Annotated in this window: 19 protein-coding genes and 1 tRNA gene; 5 read left to right on the forward strand and 15 right to left on the reverse strand. The window is 64.2% G+C overall.

The features are described from left to right. Positions 1-155: 155 nt before the first annotated feature. Positions 156-2,699, forward strand: a complete 2,544-nt coding sequence (locus tag C476_RS06835; RefSeq protein ID WP_008011250.1) for a heavy metal translocating P-type ATPase — start codon at positions 156-158, stop codon at positions 2,697-2,699. Between the two features lie 84 nt (positions 2,700-2,783). Here the strand turns inward: C476_RS06835 and C476_RS06840 are convergent, their stop codons facing one another. Continuing rightward, positions 2,784-3,170 carry a DCC1-like thiol-disulfide oxidoreductase family protein gene (locus tag C476_RS06840; protein WP_008011251.1) on the reverse strand — a complete coding sequence of 129 codons (387 nt, stop codon included), beginning with the start codon at positions 3,168-3,170 and terminating at the stop codon, positions 2,784-2,786. 140 nt (positions 3,171-3,310) lie between these two features. Here C476_RS06840 and C476_RS06845 point away from each other — a divergent pair, with 140 nt between their 5' ends. Beyond that, positions 3,311-4,561 carry a hypothetical protein gene (locus C476_RS06845; RefSeq protein ID WP_008011253.1) on the forward strand — a complete coding sequence of 417 codons (1,251 nt, stop codon included), beginning with the start codon at positions 3,311-3,313 and terminating at the stop codon, positions 4,559-4,561. A gap of 30 nt (positions 4,562-4,591) precedes the next feature. Here C476_RS06845 and C476_RS06850 read toward each other — a convergent pair whose 3' ends face one another. The 9 genes from C476_RS06850 to C476_RS06890 all read right to left on the reverse strand — a co-directional run bounded on the left by C476_RS06850 (position 4,592) and on the right by C476_RS06890 (position 12,143). Next, positions 4,592-6,025, reverse strand: a complete 1,434-nt coding sequence (locus C476_RS06850) for an HNH endonuclease (RefSeq protein ID WP_049911630.1) — start codon at positions 6,023-6,025, stop codon at positions 4,592-4,594. A 431-nt stretch (positions 6,026-6,456) separates the two neighbouring features. Further along, positions 6,457-7,683 carry an orc1/cdc6 family replication initiation protein gene (locus C476_RS06855; protein WP_008011258.1) on the reverse strand — a complete coding sequence of 409 codons (1,227 nt, stop codon included), beginning with the start codon at positions 7,681-7,683 and terminating at the stop codon, positions 6,457-6,459. Between the two features lie 367 nt (positions 7,684-8,050). After that, complete coding sequence (locus C476_RS06860; RefSeq protein WP_008011260.1) at positions 8,051-8,335, reverse strand: hypothetical protein; 285 nt, start codon at positions 8,333-8,335, stop codon at positions 8,051-8,053. 342 nt (positions 8,336-8,677) lie between these two features. Beyond that, positions 8,678-8,750 (reverse strand) — tRNA-Arg (locus C476_RS06865). A 158-nt stretch (positions 8,751-8,908) separates the two neighbouring features. Beyond that, a complete protein-coding gene (gene gnd / locus C476_RS06870; protein WP_008011261.1) occupies positions 8,909-9,808 on the reverse strand; it encodes a phosphogluconate dehydrogenase (NAD(+)-dependent, decarboxylating) in 900 nt (299 codons plus the stop codon). A 144-nt stretch (positions 9,809-9,952) separates the two neighbouring features. Then, complete coding sequence (locus C476_RS06875; protein WP_049911631.1) at positions 9,953-10,387, reverse strand: hypothetical protein; 435 nt, start codon at positions 10,385-10,387, stop codon at positions 9,953-9,955. A 75-nt stretch (positions 10,388-10,462) separates the two neighbouring features. After that, entirely contained in the window at positions 10,463-10,927 is a 465-nt protein-coding gene (locus C476_RS06880) for a hypothetical protein (RefSeq protein ID WP_049911642.1), read from the reverse strand. Positions 10,928-11,015: 88 nt separating this feature from the next. Then, entirely contained in the window at positions 11,016-11,570 is a 555-nt protein-coding gene (locus tag C476_RS06885; RefSeq protein ID WP_049911632.1) for a hypothetical protein, read from the reverse strand. Positions 11,571-11,660: 90 nt separating this feature from the next. Then, positions 11,661-12,143, reverse strand: coding sequence for a deoxyuridine 5'-triphosphate nucleotidohydrolase (locus tag C476_RS06890; RefSeq protein WP_008011265.1), 483 nt, complete (start codon positions 12,141-12,143; stop codon positions 11,661-11,663). Between the two features lie 307 nt (positions 12,144-12,450). Here C476_RS06890 and C476_RS06895 point away from each other — a divergent pair, with 307 nt between their 5' ends. The 3 genes from C476_RS06895 (at position 12,451) to C476_RS06905 (ending at position 16,740) form a co-directional block, all read left to right on the forward strand. Then, positions 12,451-14,421 (forward strand): aconitate hydratase, encoded by a 1,971-nt coding sequence (locus tag C476_RS06895; protein ID WP_008011268.1) that lies wholly within the window; start codon positions 12,451-12,453, stop codon positions 14,419-14,421. A 254-nt stretch (positions 14,422-14,675) separates the two neighbouring features. Then, the gene (locus C476_RS06900; protein ID WP_008011270.1) at positions 14,676-15,599 is read left to right on the forward strand and encodes an LLM class oxidoreductase; all 924 of its coding nucleotides are present in this window, start codon (positions 14,676-14,678) and stop codon (positions 15,597-15,599) included. 166 nt (positions 15,600-15,765) lie between these two features. Continuing rightward, a complete protein-coding gene (locus tag C476_RS06905) occupies positions 15,766-16,740 on the forward strand; it encodes a quinone oxidoreductase family protein (RefSeq protein ID WP_008011272.1) in 975 nt (324 codons plus the stop codon). Positions 16,741-16,766: 26 nt separating this feature from the next. Here C476_RS06905 and C476_RS06910 read toward each other — a convergent pair whose 3' ends face one another. From C476_RS06910 to C476_RS06930, 5 genes are all read right to left on the reverse strand, one after another. Next, positions 16,767-17,258, reverse strand: a complete 492-nt coding sequence (locus C476_RS06910; protein WP_008011273.1) for an 8-oxo-dGTP diphosphatase — start codon at positions 17,256-17,258, stop codon at positions 16,767-16,769. A gap of 53 nt (positions 17,259-17,311) precedes the next feature. Further along, complete coding sequence (gene speB, locus C476_RS06915) at positions 17,312-18,169, reverse strand: agmatinase (RefSeq protein ID WP_008011276.1); 858 nt, start codon at positions 18,167-18,169, stop codon at positions 17,312-17,314. Continuing rightward, entirely contained in the window at positions 18,169-18,543 is a 375-nt protein-coding gene (locus tag C476_RS06920) for a translation initiation factor IF-5A (RefSeq protein WP_008011277.1), read from the reverse strand. The genes speB and C476_RS06920 overlap by 1 nt, the downstream gene beginning before the upstream one ends. A gap of 380 nt (positions 18,544-18,923) precedes the next feature. Then, a complete protein-coding gene (locus tag C476_RS06925) occupies positions 18,924-20,012 on the reverse strand; it encodes an enolase-like domain-containing protein (RefSeq protein ID WP_008011279.1) in 1,089 nt (362 codons plus the stop codon). A 41-nt stretch (positions 20,013-20,053) separates the two neighbouring features. Continuing rightward, positions 20,054-21,700, reverse strand: coding sequence for an ABC1 kinase family protein (locus C476_RS06930; protein WP_049911643.1), 1,647 nt, complete (start codon positions 21,698-21,700; stop codon positions 20,054-20,056). Between the last annotated feature and the right edge of the window lie 54 nt (positions 21,701-21,754).

Raw genomic sequence — 21,754 nt, forward strand, 5'->3', positions numbered from 1 at the left:
CCTGTCAGTCAGTGCCGGCGCAACTGCGACCGTCCTGCGGGCCCACCGGGACATCGGTACAGCAGACCGTATGAGCCAACGGGGCGACTGCCGACTGTCGCCGGTGGCCGTCGAAATCGGCCACTGTTATTGCCGTTGAACGTGCAGCTACTACCGTGAGCGATCGACGCGCGGGCGACGACCAGTTCGACCGCTGTCGGCTGTGTGGGTCACCGCTCTCGCGGACTGCCGGCGAGCCCGTCTCGAGTGGCTTCTGTTCGACGGGCTGTCGCGATATCGCCGCCGAGTTCGACGCGAGCGATGACGACGCACCGGTCGGACGCGGAGCCGACGCCCAAGCCGAGTCTGGAACCGACAGGGAGCGCACAGCTACCGAACGAGCGACCGCAGCCGATCCCGGCACCGACACCGGCACCGACACTGTCAGCACGTTCCTCCGAGTCGACGGCATGCACTCGGCGACCTGCGAGGCGTTCCTCGAGGCTGTCGCCGAGGACCGCGAGGGCGTCACCGACGCCGAAGCCAGTTACGTCACCGAGACGGTCCGGGTCGACCACGATCCGGATCGGGTTTCGGCGGCCGCCCTCGAGGACGCGCTGAGCACGGTCGGCTACACGGCCTATCTGCGCGAGGAGGCGACTGCCGACGACGAAACCGGCGGCACACGGCGCTCGCGGGAGATGACTGGCATCCGGAAGCGCCGCTCGGAGGACATGCTCGAGATGCGCTACATCGTGGGAATCGTCTTCGGCTCGTTCCTGCTGTTGCCGTTCGTGGCCGTCTTCTACCCGATGTATCTCACCGAGTTCACCGACTGGGGCGCGATCTCGCACTTCGAGGGTGCGTTTACGGGGTTCACCGGCCCGCTGTATCTACCGCTGTTTCTGATCATGACCGGGGCGATCCTCTATCTGACCGGCGGCCCGCTGCTCCGGGGCGCATACGTCAGTCTCAAACTCCGGCGACCGACGACGGACTTACTCGCGTCGTTGACGATCGTCAGCGCGTACGTCTTCAGCATCATCGTCTCCGGACTCGGGCGGAGCGCTATTTACTTCGACCTGACGATCGTCGTCGCGTCGGTCGTGATGGGCGCGACCTACTACGAGGCGACGGTCAAGCGCCGCGCAACCGACCGACTGACCGATCTCACCGTCTCACAGGTCGATACGGCTCGCTACTACGCCGACGACGGTTCGACGACGGAGATCCCTGTCGCCGACCTCGAGTCGGGCGATCAGGTCCTCGTCCGTGAGGGCGAACGGATCCCCGTCGACGGTCGGCTGGCCGAGGGCGAGTGTGCGGTCGACGAGGCCGTGGTCACCGGCGAGTCACTGCCGGTCACGAAACGCGAGGGTGACGCGGTGGTCGGCGGTTCGATCGTCACGACTGACGCGGCGATCGTCGACGTCGGCGAGCGGACGACCAGCAGCATCGACCGGCTTATGCGAGTCGTCTGGAACGTCCAGAGCGCGGATCACGGCGTCACGCGCCGGGCCGACGAACTCGCAGCGCGACTCGCACCGATCGTCCTCGCGGCCCCGGTTGTCGTCGGCGTCGGAACTGCCTTCGCCGGCGCAAGCACCCTGACGACCGCGCTGGCTGTCCTCATGACCCTCATGGTCGCCAGCCCGTGGGCGCTCGGTTTTGCAACGCCGTACTCCGTCGCAACGACCCTCGAGGAAGCCCTCGAGCGTGGTATCGTCGTCTTCGATGAGACGATCTTCGAGCGCCTGCGCGCGGTCGACATCGTCGTCTTCGACAAGACCGGAACGCTGACGACCGGCGAGATGTCCGTCCTCGAAGCCGATGCGCCCGCCGATCTCCTGACGGCCGCTGCCGCGCTCGAGCAGCGTGCGGCCCACCCGGCAGCGACGGCGATCGCCGAGGCGTTCGACGGGAGCGGAACCGGCGACGGCGTGGCTCGCACGGACGGCGGGACGGCTGCGGCCGGTGAGCGAGAGGTACAAGACTTCCACACCCACGCCACCGGCGTCGAGGGAACCGTCGACGGGCGAACGGTGCTCGTCGGCCATCCCGATCTCTTCCGCGAGCGCGGGTGGACGATCGACGACGACCTCGCGGCACGACTCGAGCGCACGCGGGACGCAGGCCGCCTCCCGGTCGTCGTCGGGCGAGACGGGGCCGCGGAAGGTGTCGTCGTCGTCGGTGACGAACCCCGCGAGACGTGGGACGAGACGGTCACAGCACTGGACGACGCGGGGATGGACGTCGTGGTCCTGACCGGCGACGACGGACCGGCAGCCGACGTTTTCGACCGCCATCCGGCCGTCGACCACGTCTTTGCCGGCGTCTCGCCGGAGGGGAAGACGGCGGCTGTCGAGCGGATGAAAATCGATGATCGAGTAGCGATGGTTGGCGACGGGACGAACGACGCGCCGGCACTCGCCGCGGCCGATCTCGGGATCTCACTGGGCAGTGGCACGGCACTTGCCGCCGACGCGGCCGACGTCGCGATCGTCGACAACGACCTCGCGGCGGTCGACCGGGCGTTCGCGCTGGCGCAGGCCGCGCAGGATCGCCTTCGGCAGAACCTCGGCCTCGCGTTCGTCTACAACGCGATCGCCATCCCGCCAGCCGTCCTCGGCCTCGTGAACCCGCTCGTCACGACCGTTGCCGTCGTCGTCGGTGCGTCACTCATCGCCGCCAACGCGGAGCGGTCGTTGATCGACGACTAACACACCGAGCGGCTGTTCGACGACAGTCACTCGAGCGGCACAGTTTCGGGACGAGTCACCGCGCAGCGTCGCCGAGCGACGCGCTTAACTGTCGCTGGATTCTCGACGTGTCGGTGGCGTCGTCGAGAGATACGTCCCCAACCGATCGCGGTTGTTCGCGATCCACCGATAGGCGCGCTCGCGGTACTGCTCGTAGTCGTCGAACTGCTGGAGGAACGTGACGACGTCGTCGACGGGTCCGCCGATGTCAGCGCGGAGGAGCGCTTCGTCGACCGCGGCCCCACAGGAGGAGACTTCGTCGTCGGTTACCAGATGTGCACACTCCTCGTAGTCGTCGGGCAGGCGCTCGCGCAACTCGTCTGTGAGGTCGCGAAAGCCGACGAGACGGAGGTTCGACCGCGCCGCGAAGAACTCGGCCCACCACGTACAGAAGCCACAGTCGTCGTCGTAGACGAGGATCGCCTCGCTCATAGCTGCCGGGACGCACTCGAGACACAAAGGCTACTCCGATACGGACCGAGCAGGGACATCCCAGATCGAACACGGGCCGCGTGTCAGTCTTCTCGAGGCGGTGTCAGAACAATAATGAACGCGCTGGCCAATGACGACCCATGAGTAGCGCGGCTGGGCCGCTGACGGAACCACAGGTGTTGGCCCACACGAAACGGCGACTCTTCCCGAACGAGGACGAGTCGACCGCGTACGCGGTGGCCGACACCCAGTTTGCGACGGCAGAGTGGCTGCCCGGGCAGCCGGTCGATCCCGCCATCCGAGAGCGGCTGGCTCCGTTCAATCACGTCCGGATCGGCGGCGGCTACCCGGATCTCGTCGGCGTGCGAACCCTCGAGTCCGACCTGCTGGCCGTCGACCGGCTCGGCGACGACCCACCATTGATCGCCATCGAGGCGAAAGGCCACGCGAGCGGCGGCGTCGACACCCAACGCGGGATCGTCCAAGCGTACGACCGACTCCACGAGGCGAACGCGGCCTACCTCGCCGCGCCAGCGGCTGCGATCTCCGAGACCGATCGGACGCTCGCACGGGAGTTGAACGTCGGCGTGCTCGGTGTGGATACAGCGGGGACAGTCGAGGCACTTGAGGTGCCCCGCGTCGTCGGCAATCGAACGACGAGCGAGGCAACGGCGCTGCGATTTCAGGCCAGCGTCCAGGGGGTCGCGGACGCGTCGTTCGGGTTGAACCATCCGAAAAACTACCTCGGCTATCCGCTGGCACACTACGCGGCCGGGGAAACCGAGACCCTGCTTTCGGAGTACAAGGTCGTGAGTGCCGTCACGGCAGCCCGACGCGGGGCCGCGTTTCTGGGGTTGATCGAGGACCGCGTCGGTGTGGAGGGCGTCGAGCTGACCTCGCTCGGCGAAGAGGTCGTCCGCTTTGCGAAAGCACGCTCTGGGACCGTCGAAGCAGCACTTGCGGAGTTCGAAGGCTGGTACCGGTCATCCAAACGATTCGTCGACCTCGCGCCGGCGTGGGGACGGCTGGCTCGACGGGTTGTCTTTGCCTATCCCGCAACTGAACTGCTGGTCTCTGAGTTGCAGACGATGCTCGAGGACGGAATCACGGAGCCGTCGCTGGTCGACACGGTCGAGTATTTGCACGCACTGCATCCGACCTTTACGGTCGAACTGTTCATGAAGGGCGACGACGCGGTTCGAAGCCGAGTGCTGACCGACGGCGGCGACCTTCGGCGCTCGGCGCTCGAGGATGGCACTGTCTACCACTCACCGACGGTGTTCCAGCTGAAGGCGATGCTGTACCATACCGGGATTTTGACCGACCGCGGAGCGGAGCCACACCGGCTCGAGCCACTCGAGGACGTCTGGGCGCTTCGAGAGCCCGTCTGAGGCTCGCTGGCTGCAAGCGCGTTCGGCCAGTTACGGCGATTCGAACCCGTGGCGGTCCCGATGTGCGGCGAAGAATTTTGCGTGCGGCCGCTGCTCTTCATCCGCCGGCAGCGTAAGCGGCTCGTTCTCGAGCGGCGCGAACTCCTCGTAGCCCTCGAGGTCGGGCCGGTCGGCGACCAGGATCCGGTAGTCGTCGGACACCGCGAGCCAGCCGGTGTCGAACGCCCAGTGGTGGAGTCGACAGAGGGCGAGACCGTTTCGAACTGTGTCGCGGCCGTTCTCATGCTTCGGGTAGATGTGTGCGGCCTCAATATCGATCGTCCCGTCCGGCGATTCGCGCGAGTTCCCACAGATGGCACACCGGGCGTCGTAGGCAGCCGTGACCGTTTTCGGGAACGCACTCGAGCGAACCCGACGCTGGACTTCAGTGAACTCGTCTTCGTCGGCAGTCAAATCGGGCTCGTCGTCTTCGATGTCCGCAGCGACTGACTCCGAAAGCGCCTCGAACTGTGCCGGGTCGATCTCGAGGCGTTCCATCGTGAACTGATAGACCATCCGTCCGTCCTGGGAAACGTACTCCGCGGCGATGACATCGACTAGTCCTTCGTACCGGAGTTCGTCGCTGTCCGCCGGTTGATAAAAGAAGTACACCGGAACGGTCGAGCGCTCGGTTTGCTCGAGGAGCGCCTTGTTGGCACCGGTCGCCTGCTGGTCGCCCTTCTCAGGCACGCCCTCGCCGATATATGTGAACCGCTCGCCGTCGAGTTCGTCGCTGTACGGACCGTCTTCGCGAGCTTTGATAATGATGTACGACAACTCACCTTCGTCGGTCGTTCGCGGGTTGATCCCCTTGATGTACGAGCCAAAGCTGGTGCCGAAGGCGTCCTCGAGATCGGTCTGTGTATACGACTCGCCGCGCTCGAGGCCCGGATACGTCGATGTCTGCTGCCGAGCCAGTTTCCGGCCGCTGTCCGTCAACGAGTTCACGCCGTCGGATCGCTCAACGTAGCCGAGACTCTGCAACCAGCCTCGGTGTTGGGCGGGGCCGGTGGCGTCGGTCCAGTCGACTTCGGGGTGGGCGGTTGCGATCGCGTCTCCCAACTCGGCGTCCGTTTTCGGGCCATCGAGCAGTGCCTCGAGTATCGTCTCGAAGCCGCGGACGTTGCTCGAAAGCAGGTCGTAGAACACTGCCGGATCCGTCTCCGAAAGCCATGCCATGCCACGCTGTGTGAGCCGAACCTGACCTGCCTCGATGTCGAGGAGATCAATCCCATCGAGAAAGGTCAGGCGACGTCGAATGCCGTTTTCACTCGTCGCTCGCGTGTTCGATTGACACCACTCGAGAACCGCCGCTTCGGTCGGGGTCTCGGTGAGGACGAATTTGCAGAGTTGCTCGAGGACGGCCGTGTAGTTCCCTGCGCCGCCAAAAAACCGCATTGCGATGTTACGTTTTCCCCCACACATCTTGACAGTCAATACTGCTGTCATTGAGTCGACGAAGTATAAAGCGAGTGGGAACCGCGTTCGGTCCGAGACGGCATGCCTGATCCGACCGCCCTCGGTCTCTCGTCGCCGATGCGTCCATCAGTACACTATCGCTCCAAGTGAACTGGCCAGACAGACACCACCGTTTCATGTGAACAAACGACACTTCCGGTCTATCGATCCGGATCTAACCCCACGGACACCACTCTTGCACGTGAACACGTGCCGACTCGGGGCGGGATCGACCGGCCCGCCGACGGAATCGCTATCAACGAAGTCCGTGAGACACCGCCGGTGCAAGTGAAACGGAGCGCCAGCGTCGTCTCATCACGACTCGCGTCGGACCGACCGCCGTTCACTCGCAAGGGTGGTGGGGGAGGCACAATCTGTCCACCACCGACTCGGCGACCTCAAACGATGTCGTTCATCCGGGCGATGTCACGGATCGTCTCGATTTCCGCATCGAGATAGAGCACGTCAGCCATCGCGTCGACGGCACTCGTAAAGGGCACGTCGAGTTCGTAACTGTAGTAGTTGCCGCGAGAGCCGCTGCGGTTTTCCTTCGCCGAGAGGATCCCGAGCATCCGGAGATCGGAGAGGTGATTGTGGACCGACCGCTGGGCAAGCGAGTCGGTGCCTGCTGACTCACACAGCGCCTCGTACTCTTGATAGAGCTCTCGCGTCCGGCAGGGCGTCGACTCTTTGGCGGCTTTCGAGACCACCGCCAGCAGGGCGAGCCGACCGTGGGTCGTCAGTTCCCGCATTCCCTCTTCGACGCGTTCCTGCTCGAGTTTCGAGCGTGCCTGATCGACGTGGCGCTCCTGAATCTCCTCGTCGTCGTTGTTCTCCGCGACTTCCCCGGCCAGCCGGAGAAGATCCAGTGCCTGTCGGGCGCTCCCGCTGTCGCGGGCGGCGAGCGCTGCACAGAGATTCAAGACGCCGTCGTCACAGCTGTCGTCTGCGATCGCGACCTCGGCTCGTGACTCGAGGATGTTCGTGAGTTCGGACGCCTCGTAGGGTGGAAACTGGAGTTCGCGCTCACAGAGCGTGTCCTGGACGCGGGGATCGAGCTGTTCGCGGAACTTGAAGTCGTTACTGATGCCGATGAGCCCGACCTTCGTCGCCTCGAGATAACCGTTCGAGCGCGCCCGCGGGAGTTCGTACAGCAGTTCGTCGCGGTCGCCGATCGAGTCGATTTCGTCGAGGACGATGACGACCGTGCCGCCGAGTGCCTCGAGTTCGCTGTAGAGTTTCTTGAACACGGTCTGTTGGGGGTAGCCAGTCGTGCTGATCTCGGCACCTGCGGGTCGGAGCGTGTTGACCAGTTCGACAGCGACCTGATACGACGAGTTGAGCGTCTTGCAGTTGACGCTGAGCACGGAGAGGTCGACGTCATCGTATCTGGTGACGTCTTCTTGGAGGACATCGAGGAGGTAGTCCGTGACGGCGGTCTTGCCGACCCCCGTATTCCCATAGAGAAAGATATTGTTCGGCTCCCAGCCGTCGATAATCGGCTGGAGCGCGTCCATATACGCCTCGATCTCGTCGTCGCGCTCTTCGATCCGTTCGGGCTGGTACGACTCCCCGAGGGCGTCCTTGTTCCGGAAGATATTCTGCTTCCGCTCGAACCGAGGCATATCCGTACCAAGCAACATACACTACTTAAAGCCACTTGTTCATCTGATGCAAGTGAACTCACACACACCACTATTTCATGTGAAGACTAGTCTAGTGGGAGTGCTAGAGTGAACAGTCCACGGTTTCGTCTAAAGCGCTGACATATTGTGGCAGATCGATTACACGGCTCGGTTGGGCGTACCCGCGTTTGTTCCAGTCGTCGGCCGCTCACGGCGTTTCGTTGGGGCTGTCGGCTCGAGGCAGCGACGACCGGCGGCCACCCCCTTCCCATGTTCGGCAGCTTCACTTGCAACGGTGGTGTGTCTCTGTCGATGTCGGCCCTGACCGTCGCTCGCGATCGGTCACTGCCGGTCGTCGAGGCGGATTTCAGAACAGGTTTCGAAGTCGTTTCACGAATCCACCGTCTGTCTTCTCCGGCGTGCGACGCAGTCGCTCTCGGACGTCCTGTCTAATCTCGGGATGTTCTTGCAGATATTCTTCGAGAACCCATCGTGAGCCGCTTCGCTGGTACTCGAACAGTGCCTCGAGGCCATATTTGTCGGCTAAGTGCTTCCCGCGCGCAAGTGCATCGACTTGTGTTTTCTCCGTTCCACCCTGATTTCGTCCCTTATTGGCAGTCACGTAGATTCGGTACCCTTCAGAGTCGGGCATTTGTTGTACGATTATGCCGCTTTCTCGAATGTTTTCAAAATAACTATGACAGTCATTGCAGTATGGATAGTCCCCCTCTGCAGGATTGTCGGTGAACGCACTACACCGTGCACATTCGGCCATGGTGTGAATATGTCTGATTATGTGAAAATAAGCGTTCGGGGAAACCAGTAGTATCCCTGCAGCTTCGACGTACGTGGTGTCACTCTCGAGAGCGTTGGAAAAGAACTCTCAACCGACTGACGCGAGAGGGATTTGAACCACGCGAACGGCTCATTCGTCGCCGTTCTCTGGTTCAAATCCCCCCGTGCCGGTTCGCTCGTCACTGCGTTCCTCGCTGCACGGGCGCGGAGGGATTTGAACCCCCGACATCTTGGTCCGGAACCAAGGACTCTGTCCACTGAGCTACGCGCCCTCGAGCGGCTCTAGCCACAGCGGAGACATAACGGTTCCCCTTTCTGCGACAGTTCCGGCCTCGAGTACTCCGTCGACGAGCGTAATCGTCAACCCGTCGGCCGACAGTATCCACCTGAATCGAGACACACCAGCCAATGCATGGCGGGCCCGTTGCGATTACTCTCGGCGTGGAACCTCGTGACGGCCGAAGCCATAGCGGAGGCGGTTCGCGAGCCGTCGCGAGAACCGGCCGTCGTCGGCCCGAGACCCGAACCGTTCGGACAGCGCCGTGTAGATCAGCGGCAGGGGCACTTCCTGCTCGAGGCCTTCCTGGACGGTCCAAGTGCCGGTCGAGCCACCCTCGACGCGGTCGGCCACCGTTCCGAGATCGGTACCCTCCTCGCGGAAGGCCTCCTCACAGAGTTCGAGCAGCCACGACCGGATCACCGCGCCGTTGTTCCAGACGGAGGCGACGTTCTCGAGGTCGAGATCGAACCGGCCCTCGTGGAGCAACTCGAAACCCTCGCCGTAGGCCTGCATCAGGGCGTATTCGACGCCGTTGTGGACCATCTTGACGTAGTGACCCGATCCCGAGGGGCCCATTCGCTCGTGGCCGTCAGGGCCGGTCGCGACGGCGTCAAAGATCGGCTCGAGTTCGTCGTAAGCCCACTGGGGACCGCCGACCATCAGCGAGAAGCCGAGTTCGGCACCGGCGGGGCCACCGGAGGTGCCACAGTCGAGATACGCTGCAGGACAGGACTCGGCGCGGCGCACCGAATCCTCGAAGTAGGAGTTCCCACCGTCGACGACGACGTCGTCCGCGTCGAGATGGGATTCGAGCTCCTCGAGCGTGACGTCGACTGCCTCGCCGGCGGGAACCATCAGCCAGATCCGTTTGTCCGACCCGAGCTGATCGACGAAGTCTGTAAGCGAGTTAGCGGGGTCGGCACCGGCGTCGGCCGCCGTCGCGACGGCGTCGTCATCGAGGTCGAAGGCGACGACTTCGTGGCCCGCCGCAAGGGTTCGGTCGACAACGATCTGTCCCATCCGTCCGAGTCCGATCAGGCCCAGTTGCATGGATAGGCGTCGGGTGGCCGCGGTGGTAGTGGTTGCGATTCGGTGGCGGCCGCCGGGGTAGGGGTCGGCGGTTTCAGAAACGGTGTATCGGTGCGTGACGATCGACGACTGTCGGAAAAGATACCCTAAGCGTGTCGGCGTCGGTTACTGAAGCGGTTCCTCGAGCCGGGCCCAGCCGATCGCATCGAGGACGACGATGCGGTCGTTGTACCTGACGTAGACGCCGTTGTAGGAGTCGGTCTCGGACTCGTAGTAGGGTAGCGACTCGCGAATCCGGTCGACGACCGACCAGGCACCGTCGCGCTCGAGCGTGATGTGTTCCCATTCGTCGCGCGCGCCGTTGCGGACTGCCCGATCCAGTGCGCGTCGCGCACCGGGGATTTCGCCGAGCCGTCGTGCGGACGCGTCGACGACCGTCGCGTCGGTTGGCACGTCAGCCGGGCTGACGAGACGGGCACCGAGGTCGGCCTTCGATCGCGACGCGGCGGTCCGTGAGCGCTCGGAACGGAGGACGTAGCCGGCCACGGCGGCCGTTCCCACCGCGAGAAGCGAGAAGACCATCTCTTTACCCCTGATCATTAGCCAGTATCTTACAGTAACTGACTAAGTATCTTTCGTAAGAACGTCCGTATACAAGTGTCAGTGCCGCGAATACTACAGCAGCCGTGCGACGTTAGCCGAGAGCAGCCCCGCGACGACCAGTAGTCCGACGGCGGCGACGGCAGCAGCCCAGAACATCGGCAGCGCCTCGCGTGCCGGTTCGCGGATCTTCTTTCCGGTGAGGCCGGCCTCGAATCGCTTCGCTGCGATCTCGACGAGTGCCGTCAGGACCAGCCAAAGTGCGACCATCGCGAGCACCAGCCACCCGTTGACCGAGCCGAAGAGACTCTCGACGTTGTAGGTGGTCCCTGCCAGGTGGCTTCCAGAGAGAAACAGGACAAGCGAACTCACTCGCGAGACGGTGGTGAGCCGGCTCGAGATGACCTCGAGCGGGCGGGTCGTGTTGAACGCGCCGTCGCGTGCCAGCGGCAAGACGACGGCGGCGACGAAACAGACGCTGCCGGCCCAGAGGGCGGCAAAAACCAAGTGTGTCGTTCTGGCGGCAAGCTCGTCGACCATATTGGGCCGCTCGGCGAGCGCGCGTATCAGCGTTCCGACTTCGGCTCGCGAGACAGTCGTCGCACCTGATCGATCCTTCCGCGGCCGGTCACTCGAGCCAGTCGGGCGTCCACGCGACGAGTCGCCGCCGAACCAGCGCATAGCACAGCGAGATGGCCACGCCGCCGGCGATGACGGGTGTGAGCCAGCCGTCGAAGACGACCAGCGCTGGGATCGCGAGCGCGACGGCGACCGCGGCGTCTTCCGGTGCGCCGTCGTAGCGGATCCAGCGCCGCGGACGAATCCACCGGCTGCGGACGTGATCGTAGACGGCTCGCTCGGTACGGTCGTTCCAGGGGTCCATCTCTAGGCCGCCACCGATCGCGTCGCTTGCGGCGTGGAGCCAGGCCGTAACGGCAAACGCGGCGACCGCGACGGTCAGGCTCGAGGGGGTACTCGCTGCGACAGCAACCGCGGGAACGGCGACGGCGAGCCCGGTCACGGGAAAGTGCAGCGTTCGTCGATGAGCGAAGACGAGATCGAAATCGGGAGCGATACCGCCGAGGATCGCGCCGACGGCGAGCGCGGTCGCGAACTCGGGGAGGGCGTAAGCGAGCGGCGCGACGATCACGAGGCCGGTAAACGCGTGGGTGGTCGCCATCATCGGGGCTCGCTCGCTCGTAGGTCGGGAACCGCCAAAACGGTATGCGAACCGGTAGGCCAGGGGATGACGTCGGTCAGCGCCAGTCGCCGGTCACTCGAGGTTCTCGCCCTGGTAACTGCCGTTGTAGACGTCTTCGTGGCCGGCCTCGGCGAAGACGAGTTGGGCAATTCTGGCACCGCGCTCGAGTTCGATGTCGTGGTGGACCTGCAATAGCCCTTCGCCGCGGCCCTCGTAGCCGGCGTCCCACACCGCCGTGTTGAGCATACAGGAGTTGCGCATGAGCGACGACCGTGGGTAGACGAAGCCGACGTGGCCCTCGGGGATCGCGATCCGCTCGCCGTAGCGGACCACGTAGGCTCCTTTCGGCAGGTAGTAGGTGTCGGGGTCGGCCTCCTTGAGTTCCTCAAGGGGGCGGGCAACGCGGTCGCCGATCTCTTTATCGTCCGTGCCGATGCGACCCGGTTCCAGCTGCTCGAAGACGACATCGGCAGTGAGGTCCACGCCGTTGGGCTGAATCTGCGCGTCGGTCGTCGGCGAGACGTGGTCAGCGACGAAGGCACCGGAACGGAACATACCTGTGCTAACGCCGCGGCGACGAGAAAAGCATGTCCGTTCGCGACCTCTCGAGGAGTCGGTACCACCTGACACGCTAGTACTCCGTCACGCGTCGACGTGCGAGTCGAACCAGAGAACCGCGATCGGTTCGACCCGCAACGGCAGGCGTGACGACCCACTAGTCCCGAGGCTGACCAAACCGCTGGTGGACGTACACGTAGCACACGAGATACGTTCAGACTACCAATTGAGATACTCTCATGACGGTTACGCTTCGTAGAAACACGCTGGTTTTATCATGATAGACGGCCCATTTCGGTGTGCTATGGGACAGACGCTCACCGAGAAGATTCTCGACGACCACCTCGTCGAGGGCGAACTCGAGACCGGCGAGGAGATCGGTATCGAGATCGACCAGGTTCTCACACAGGACACGACCGGGACCATGGTCTGGCTCCAGTTCGAAGCAATGGGGCTGGACGAGGTCCAGACCGAAATCGCCGCACAGTATTGTGACCACCAGACCTATCAGTTCGACTTTAAGAACACTGACGACCACCGTTTCCTCCGCTCTGCAGCCGGTACCTACGGCGCGTATTTCTCTCGCCCCGGTAACGGCATCTGTCACAACGTCCACCGCGAAAACTTCGCGGCCCCCGGCAAGACCCTGCTGGGCTCGGACAGCCACACGCCAACGCCCGGTGGTCTCGGCGAACTCGCCATCGGTGCTGGCGGGATCGACGTCACCGTCGCCATGGGTGGCGCTCCCTACTACATCGAGATGCCCGAAGTCGTCAACGTCCGCCTCGAGGGCGAACTCCCCGAGTGGGCCACCGCGAAAGACGTCATCCTCGAGCTCCTGCGACGGCTGACCGTCAAGGGCGGCGTCGGCAAGATTCTCGAGTACACCGGCCCCGGTGTCGAGTCGCTCACCGCACCCGAGCGGATGACCATCACCAACATGGGCACCGAGCTCGGTGCGACCACGTCGATCTTCCCGACCGACGAGCAGACCAAAGACTACCTCGAGCGTCTCAACCGCGGCGACGAGTACGTCGAACTCCAGCCCGACGACGACGCCGAGTACGACGACGAGATCGTCGTCGACCTCTCCGACCTCGAGCCGCTGATCGCCCAGCCCTCGATGCCGGACAAGGTCGTCCCCGTCAGCGAGGTCGCTGGCGAGTCCGTCGAGCAGGTCATCGTCGGCTCCTGTACGAACGGCGGCTACGAGGACGTTCTCCCGGCCGCGAAGATGCTCGAGGACCGCGAGGTCAACCCGACGACCGAGATGATCGTCGCGCCCGGTTCCAAGCAGGCCTCCGAGATGCTCGCCCGTGAGGGCTGGGTCGCGGAGATGATGGCCGCCGGCGTCAACTTCTCGGAAGCGACGTGTGGTGCCTGTATCGGCATCGGCCACGTCCCCGCCTCCGATTCGGTCTCGCTGCGGACGTTCAACCGCAACTTCGAGGGCCGCTCGGGGATCGAAGACGACAACGTTTTCCTCTGTTCGCCGGAGGTCGCTGCCGCCGCGGCGATCAAAGGCGAGATCATCGACCCGCGCGACCTCGCCGACGAACTCGGCGACCTCGAGGCACCCGGTATCGAGCTGCCCGACGAGTACGACGGCTCGAAGACCGACCTCATCACACCCGACGAGGCTCCCGACGACGAGCTCGTCAAGGGCCCGAACATCGGCGACGTCCCGCTGAAAGACCAGCTGGGGTCGGACATCGAGGGCGAAGCCCTCCTCAAGATGGAGGACAACATCACGACCGACCACATCATCCCTGCAACGCAGGACATCCTGATGTACCGGTCGAACATCGACAAGCTCTCGGAGTTCACTCTCTCGCGTGTCGACGAGACCTTCGCCCAGCGCGCCGCTGACGCCGACGGCGGCTTCCTCGTCGCCGGCGAAAACTACGGTCAGGGCTCCTCGCGTGAGCACGCCGCCATGTGCCCGATGTACCTCGGTATCGAGGGCGTCCTTGCACAGAGCTTCGCACGCATCCACCGTGCGAACCTCTTCAACTTCGGGATCGTCCCGCTGACGATCGACGAGGACACCTACGAGAACATCGAGCAGGGCGACGACGTCGAAATCGTCGACGACGTCTACGACGCCGTCACCTCCGGTCAGGAAGAGTTCACCGTCCGCGTCAACGACGAGGAGTACACGGCGACGCTCGACGCCTCCGAGCGCGAGCGCGCAATCCTCGCAGCCGGCGGCAAGCTCTCCTGGACCAAAGAGCAGGCTCAGGACGGCTCCGGCGCTGCACCCGCCGACGACTGATCGACTCGACTGACAACTCGGCTGTCGACTCGAATTTTCACCTTTTTCGCGTCGCTCGAGTGGCAACGCGGTCAGTAGCGCGTGAGTGGTGGACTATAGTAGCCACTGAAAGTCACTGCACACCCGATCGCACGATGACTGTGCGATCGGTGTGTGAATCGTTTCAGGTGTTACTATAGCTGTGACCGTCGCCGTCCAGCAACGGCCGCCGGACAACGCCATCGTCATACCGCTTCGCCCGATAGCACGAGCGAATGCACCCCGGAGGACACGCAAACGCTGGCTACCGACGCCTATTCGACCACGATGGGTTGACCTTCGGTGCCGGCTTCCCGCTGACGGGCACGAACCGCTCGCAACCGAACATCGACGCCGAACTGCGACTCGCCGAACACGCCGAAGCGGTCGGCTTCGACGGCCTCTGGGCGCGGGACGTCCCGACCTACTGGCCGAAGTTCGGCGACGCCGGCCAGACGTTCGACACCTGGCCGTGGCTCTCACACGTCGCGGCCCACACTGATGAGATCGCGCTCGGCACCTCGAGTGTCGTCCTCACGCTTCGCCATCCGCTCCACGTTGCCAAATCCGCGGCGACGGTCGACCAGCTCTCGGACGGGCGGCTCGTCCTCGGGATCGCCTCCGGCGACCGCGACCCCGAGTATCCCGCCTTTGACGTCGATCCCGACGACCGCGGGCAGCTGTTTCGCGAGTCCGTCGACGCCATCCGGACGGTCTGGCGCGAGGACTTTCCCGATCTCGAGGGCCAGTGGGGAACCCTCGAGGGCGACCTCGACGTCGTGCCGGAACCGACGACGGAGACGATTCCGCTGCTCCCGACCGGCCACGCCCGCCAGTCCAAGGAGTGGATCGCCGAGCACGGCGACGGGTGGCTATTCTATCACCTGCCCGAGCGGACGCTCGAGAGCTACCTCCACGACTGGCGCGACCGCGCCGGCGAGAAACCGTTCGCGATCGCGGTTCGCGTCGAGTTGGCCGACGACCGAACGGCCGAGCCCGAACCGCTGCATCTGGGCTTCCGGGCTGGCGTCGAGTGGTTCCGCGACTACTTCGGTCGGCTCGAGGAACTGAGTCTCGATCACGCCATTATCGGCATTCAGAACGAGGACCGAGCGGCGGCGCTGTCGACGTTCGCCGACGAGGTCATCGACCAGCTATAGCGTCTCGGTTCGTATCCGATGACACCACGTCCGGCTACATCACGGCGAACGCGAGGATCCGCTCGGATGACACACTGGGCCGTCGTGACGAGATCGACTCCCACAACTGCCCGGTCGTTTCCGCCGGTTCTCAGAGATTTATCCGCCTGTCGCCCGCAGGTGTAGTATGAAGGCGATCGAGGTACCCGAATACGGCGACAGCGATCGACTCGAGGTTATCGACACCGAGCAACCGGACCCGGGACCGGGCGAGGTCCGCATCGCCGTCGAAGCGGCGGGGATCAACTTCGCGGATATCATGCAGCGTCGCGGCCACTATCCCGGCGGTCCCGAGCCGCCCTACCGCCCGGGAATGGAAGCCGCAGGCCGGGTCGACGCAGTCGGTGACGGCGTCGAGGACGTCTCGGAGGGTGACCGCGTCGTCGCGATGGTCGAAACCGGCGGTTACGCCGAGTCCGTCGTCGCGACCACCGAGATGCTCTTTCCGGTTCCGGAGGCGATGAGCCTCGAGGAAGCCGCCGGCTTCCCGATCCAGTTTCTCACCGCCCACAGCTGTCTGTTCGCGTGGGGCGGGCTCGAGGAAGGCGAGTCAGTGCTGATCCAGGCCGCCGCGGGCGGGGTCGGGACGGCTGCGGTTCAGCTGGCGTCGAACGCCGGCGCGGAGGTTTTCGGCACTGCAAGCTCCCAGGAGAAACTCGAGCTCGCGGCCGAGCTGGGCTGCGATCACCCGATCAACTACACCGAGACTGACTTCCGCGAGGTCATCGAGGCGGAAACCGACGGTGAGGGCGTCGACCTCGTCTTAGAGAGCGTCGGCGACGACGTCTTCGAACGCAGCCTCGACGCGATGGCCCACTTCGGCCGGATGGTCACCTACGGCGTCGCCAGCGGCGTCCCCGCCGAAGTCAGTAACCGCCGGCTGCTCTTTGAGAACAAGACCGTCAAAGGGTTCCACCTCGGACAGGCCGCGGCCCACGACCCGAGCCGTGTCATGCAGGCAGTGCCCGACCTCACCGAGGGACTCGCAAGCGGCGAGCTCGAGGTCGTGCTTGGCGAGTCGTTCGCGCTCGACGACGCCGCCGACGCCCACCAGTACATCGAGGACCGGAAGAGTTCGGGCAAAGTCGTCTTGAAACCCTAATTCGACACCCCAAGCCGCTCGAGCGATCAAAACGAGCGGTCCCACTCGAGGTCGTGCCCGACGAACTCGGCCTCATCGAGGGGCTCGCCGCCCTCGAATCGGAACTCACCGACGACCGTCTGGCCCTCGAGCACGCCGGGGAGCCACAGGTGATCGTCGTCCCACATCCGATCGTATGGCACGTCCTCGACGGGAACCCATTCCGGGTGGGCCTCGTCGGACGCGGTCGGCTCGCCGGTAAACGACCGTGTGCGAAAGACGTGACAGACCGAGTGTGTGTCGCCGTCGAGCAGAAAGGTGAGTTCGCCAGCCTTCTCGAGGTCGTGGACCTCGAGGCCGACCTCTTCTTGTGTTTCGCGGACGGCACACTCCCGCGGCGTCTCGCCGGGTTCGCACTTGCCGCCGGGGCCGTTGTACCAGCCTTCGCCGAGGCCGCGGCGTTTCTCGATGAGGAGCACTTCGCGACCCGTTTCGGGACTACCGTCCTGGAGCGGGAAACACAGCGTCGTCTCGAGCATACTCGGGAGTTCGGGTGGAGTGGGAAAAACGTGCGCTCTCGCGTGGTCGATGACTACGCGTCGACGCCGTCGGCGTGCGAAAAGACGAACTCCCGGACGAGTTTGGCGGCCAGTGCGGCCGCCTGCCCGTCGTCGCGGTCGTTGACCTCGACGGCGTCGAAGCCGTCAGCGTGGGGCGCGACCGTACGGACGACATCGCGGAGTTCCCGTGGCTCGAGGCCGAACGGTTCGGTCGTTCCGGTGCCCGGCGCGAAGCCAGGATCGGCGGCGTCGATATCGAGGCTCAGATAGACCTCGCGATCGGTGAGTCGGTTGCCGGGAGTCCAGCCTGCGACGTCCTCTGGCGGGACGACAGTCACGTCGTCTGCCCCTGCGCGTTCCCACTCGGCTTCGCTGCCGGTGCGCGCCCCGAGGATGATCGCCTCCTCGACGCTGTCGACGTCCTCGAGAATCCGTCGGGTAACGGCAGCATGAGAGAGCGGGTTACCGTCGTAGGCACCATAGAGGTCGAGGTGGGCGTCGAGGCAGACGAACACGTCAGGTTCGACCGCGCGTGCGCCCGCGAGCGAGACGGTGTGCTCACCCCCAAGGAGCAGGGGGACGGCGTCGTTCCAGACGGCCTCGCGTAGCGTGCTCGTCAGGTAGTCGAGATACTCCTGCATGTCATCCCACGCGCGGACATCACCGTGGTCGACGACGCCCAGCTCGGAGAAGTGCTGGTCCGTCCGGTGGTCGTAATCGTCGAACGGTTCGGCAAAAGTGCGGATTCGCTGGGGCCCGAATCGGGTCCCCGGTTGAAAGGTCGTCGTGGCGTCCAGGGGCGCACCGACGACCACGAAGTTCGCGTCTCCACGGTCGGCATCAGCCGCCGCGTCGATCCCCTCGCGTTCGTCAGTCGCCCCGGGAAACATTAGACGATCTTTCGCTGGTCTTCCATCTCGAGGTACTCGATGTTCTCGTCGGGAGAGACGTCGATGTCCTCGGGGACACGCATCGTGATCGTCTCGTAGGTTTCTAAGTCCATGACCTGCATGTCGTCGCCGTCTACCGAGACGACCTGCCCGTTTTTGCGCTCGATGATCGGGACCCAGATCTTCGCGTCGACGGGCTGGGAGAGCGAGCGCTTCTTGCCGTCGAAGACGCCTTCGGCCTCGACGCGAGCCTTGGCGCTACCGTGTTTGCCTGGTTTGGCCGTCGAGTAGGCGTTGATCTTACACGGCGTATCGTCGATCATCACGTAGCTGCCTTCCTGGAGATCGCGAACTTCGGTCTGCTGTTTCGCCATGTCCCGGCGTAATCAACCGACGGGCATAAACCGTTTGGAATGGCCGCTCGAGCCTGTTCGGTGTGCTAACAGGACTATCTCCGTCACTGCGAGGTCGGATCCGGCCGTCTCGAGCCCACAGCGAACACGCCGTTTGGCGAGCAACGAACCCCCAGCTATTTTACAGCGGACTCGAAACCCGTGGAACGTCCGGGGAAAAACTCACATCCAGGCTGGACCACAGCACTCATATCCATCCAGTCCACCCCGGACTTCTCAATCTTATCACCGTTACATAAAGTATTGGTGGCCAAGCAGATCACTCAGCCGACAGGTGCAGGTATCCGCCGGCTCACACCCGAGTTCCAACGAGAGCGCCCGCTGAGGGTGATACGAGTGTGTCACCGGTTGGCGTGACTGCCGAAGCCAGTGGGATCGGTCGGTGCCGTGAGCGGACTCGCCGGCAACCCATCACCGACCGCGGGCTCGTTGTAGGCCCGCGGAGCAACGTCGTTAGGGCCATCCGGATAGAACACCGATGCCAGCGTCTGAATCTGTCCACGACCGACGCCGAGTTCGAACTGGCCGCCGCCGTACAGCCGAATCCCACGCTCGTTGCAGTACGTGATCGTCTCGAGCAGCGACGCGAGCGAGCCAAAACGCGACGGTTTGACGTTCAGCCAGTCGGGCTCCCATGGCAGGGCCTCGATGTCTTCGAGCCCGTGAATCGGGGCGTCCCAGGAGACGCGTGACCGAACGCCTGCGTCCTCGAACAGCGGCCGCGTCTCGCCGGTCAGCGCTGGATCCTCGATGATGGCGTTTGGGAATTCCTCGAGAACGAGTTCATATAGTTCGGGATCGGCCGGGACGTCGACCTCGGTGCCTTCGTACTGGCCTTTCAGATCGAGGATACGGACCGCGTCAGTGCCGACCGTCTCGTCGATCGCCGCGACGAGGTCGGCGTCCCACTCGGGCGTCGGATCGAGCTTGAATTCGAGGTCGGGAACCTGCTCACGCAGGACCTCGAGTCGGTCAGTCGTCGGCGATTCGCCGAGGCGGGTGCTCGCGACGAACCGTACCGGCTCACGTGATCGCTCGAGGACGGTCGCGAGGTTCGTCTCGGCCTGTCGCAGGGCGAGATCGAGTGCCGCACTCTCGATGCCCCATCGCCGGTAGTTACGAAAGACCTCACGGTCAGGCGCACCGCCAGGAAAGAGATCCAGCGTCGCGAGCTGGTCGGAAAACGACCCGAACGTGTACTCGCCGGTGAGTCCCGGCAGGCCGGTCTCTGCCAGCCGGTCGTGGTCTTCGGTTTCGTAGGTGACGTCCTCGCCACGTCCCGTAACCGTCCCGTCGCCGTTCGGTGTCGGTCCCGAAAGCGCGAATTCGGTCGTCACGCGGGTAAAGTCGCTCGAGGTCTCGCGCTCGTGGCGCTCGCTTGCGACCGACTCGATCGTCAGCGACAGGTCGGCGATCCGATCGTAGTCCATGGGCCGTTTTCGACCCAGCGCGGAAAGAAGGTTGGCCGCCGTCACTCCTCGCCGCGGCGCTGGCGGAGGTTTTGGCGCGTAAACTGTGGTCGTGCGCCGATCGATTTCGGCGAGCGAAACGACCGATAGAGCTGGATCAGCACGACTACCGAGAAGGCCGCTGCGACGATCGACCCGAGGGGTGCCTCGAGCGCGTAGAGGACACCCATCGAGAACAGCGACATCGTCAACAGCATGCCGTAGATCAGACGTTTGGCGAGCTTCTCGAAGACCTTGTCTGAGTCCTCGACGCCGATGCGGAGGTAGAGGTCGTCGCGGTCGAGTCGGTCGAGTGCGCGCTCGGTCTTGGGTGCGAGTCGAGTCAGCGACTCGCCGCTGCGGCGGAGCTGTTGGCCCGTCTCGTCGATGTAGTTTCGGATGGTTTCCTCGCGATACCCTTCTTCGGTCAGGAAGTCAGTTGCCGTCGCGATGAAGTCGAAGTCCTCATCGAGGGTGACACAGACGCCTTCGACGACGGTCGCGACCCGGAGGACGAGCGCGAGGTTTTTGGGAAGCCGGAAGGGGAACTCGTAGATCGAGTCCTCGATCTGGCCGACGATCTGGTTGACCCGGTACTGTTCGACGTCCTCACCACGGGCGTCCTGGATGGCGATTTCCATCACCTCGGACATCACGCCGCGGTCGGCGTCGGGCGACAGCGTCCCGATCTCGACCAGCGCGTCGAGGATGCCGTCGATGTCCTGATTGGCAACGGCGACGTAGAAGTCGACGATCTTGTCCTGAATGAACGAATCGACCCGTCCCGACATCCCGAAGTCATAGAAGACGATCCGTCCCTCGTCAGTCACCGCGAGGTTTCCGGGGTGGGGATCGGCGTGGAAGACCCCATCATCGATGATCATCTGGAGGTACGACCGCTCTAAGTTCTCTGCAATTCGGGTTCGGTCGATCCCTTTGCGCTCGAGTTCCTCGAGGTCGTTGATCTTCGTCCCACCAATGTACTCCATCGTGAGCACGCGCGAGTCGGAGTGGCTCTCGATGACGTCGGGAATGCGAAACCGATCGTCGTCGGCGAAGTTCGAGCGGATCTCGGTCAGCATCTCGGCTTCACGCTCGTAGTCCATCTCCTCGCGGATCGTCTTCGAGAACTCGTCGGCCAGGTTCTCGAGTGAGAACGCGCGCGCTTCGCCGACGAAATACAGCAGGATGGGCAGTGACCACTTGATGACCCGTAGATCGGCGTTGACGAGCGATTCGATGTTCGGGCGGCGGATCTTCACGGCGACCTCGCGACTGATCCCGTCGCTCGGTTCGGCCCGCGTCCGCTCGGTCTCGGGATCGAGTCGCGCCCGATAGACCTGTCCCAGACTCGCGCCGCTGATCGGCTCGGTGTCGAACTCCGCAAAGCGCTCGTCGACGGGGCCGAGTTCGTCCTCGAGCACCTCTTTTGCCTCGGGCCAGGGGGCCGGCGGCACGGCGTCTTGCAGCGACGCGAGGGTGTCGATGTACGCCGGCGGGAGGATGTCGGGACGGGTCGACAGCAACTGCCCGAGTTTGATAAACGTCGGCCCCAGCGTCAACAGCGAGTCGAGCAACCGCTTGGCCCGGCGGCTGTGGGTCTCGTGGTCGACCTGCCGGGGGCGGCCAAACAGGAGAAAGCGCCGCCGGTCACGGGCGTAGGCGAGCAACAGGGGCAGGAACTGCCACGCGACGATGACGAAGCGCTTGTATGCGCGAAGGGA

This window comes from Natrinema limicola JCM 13563, assembly GCF_000337475.1.
GTDB lineage: Archaea > Halobacteriota > Halobacteria > Halobacteriales > Natrialbaceae > Natrinema > Natrinema limicola.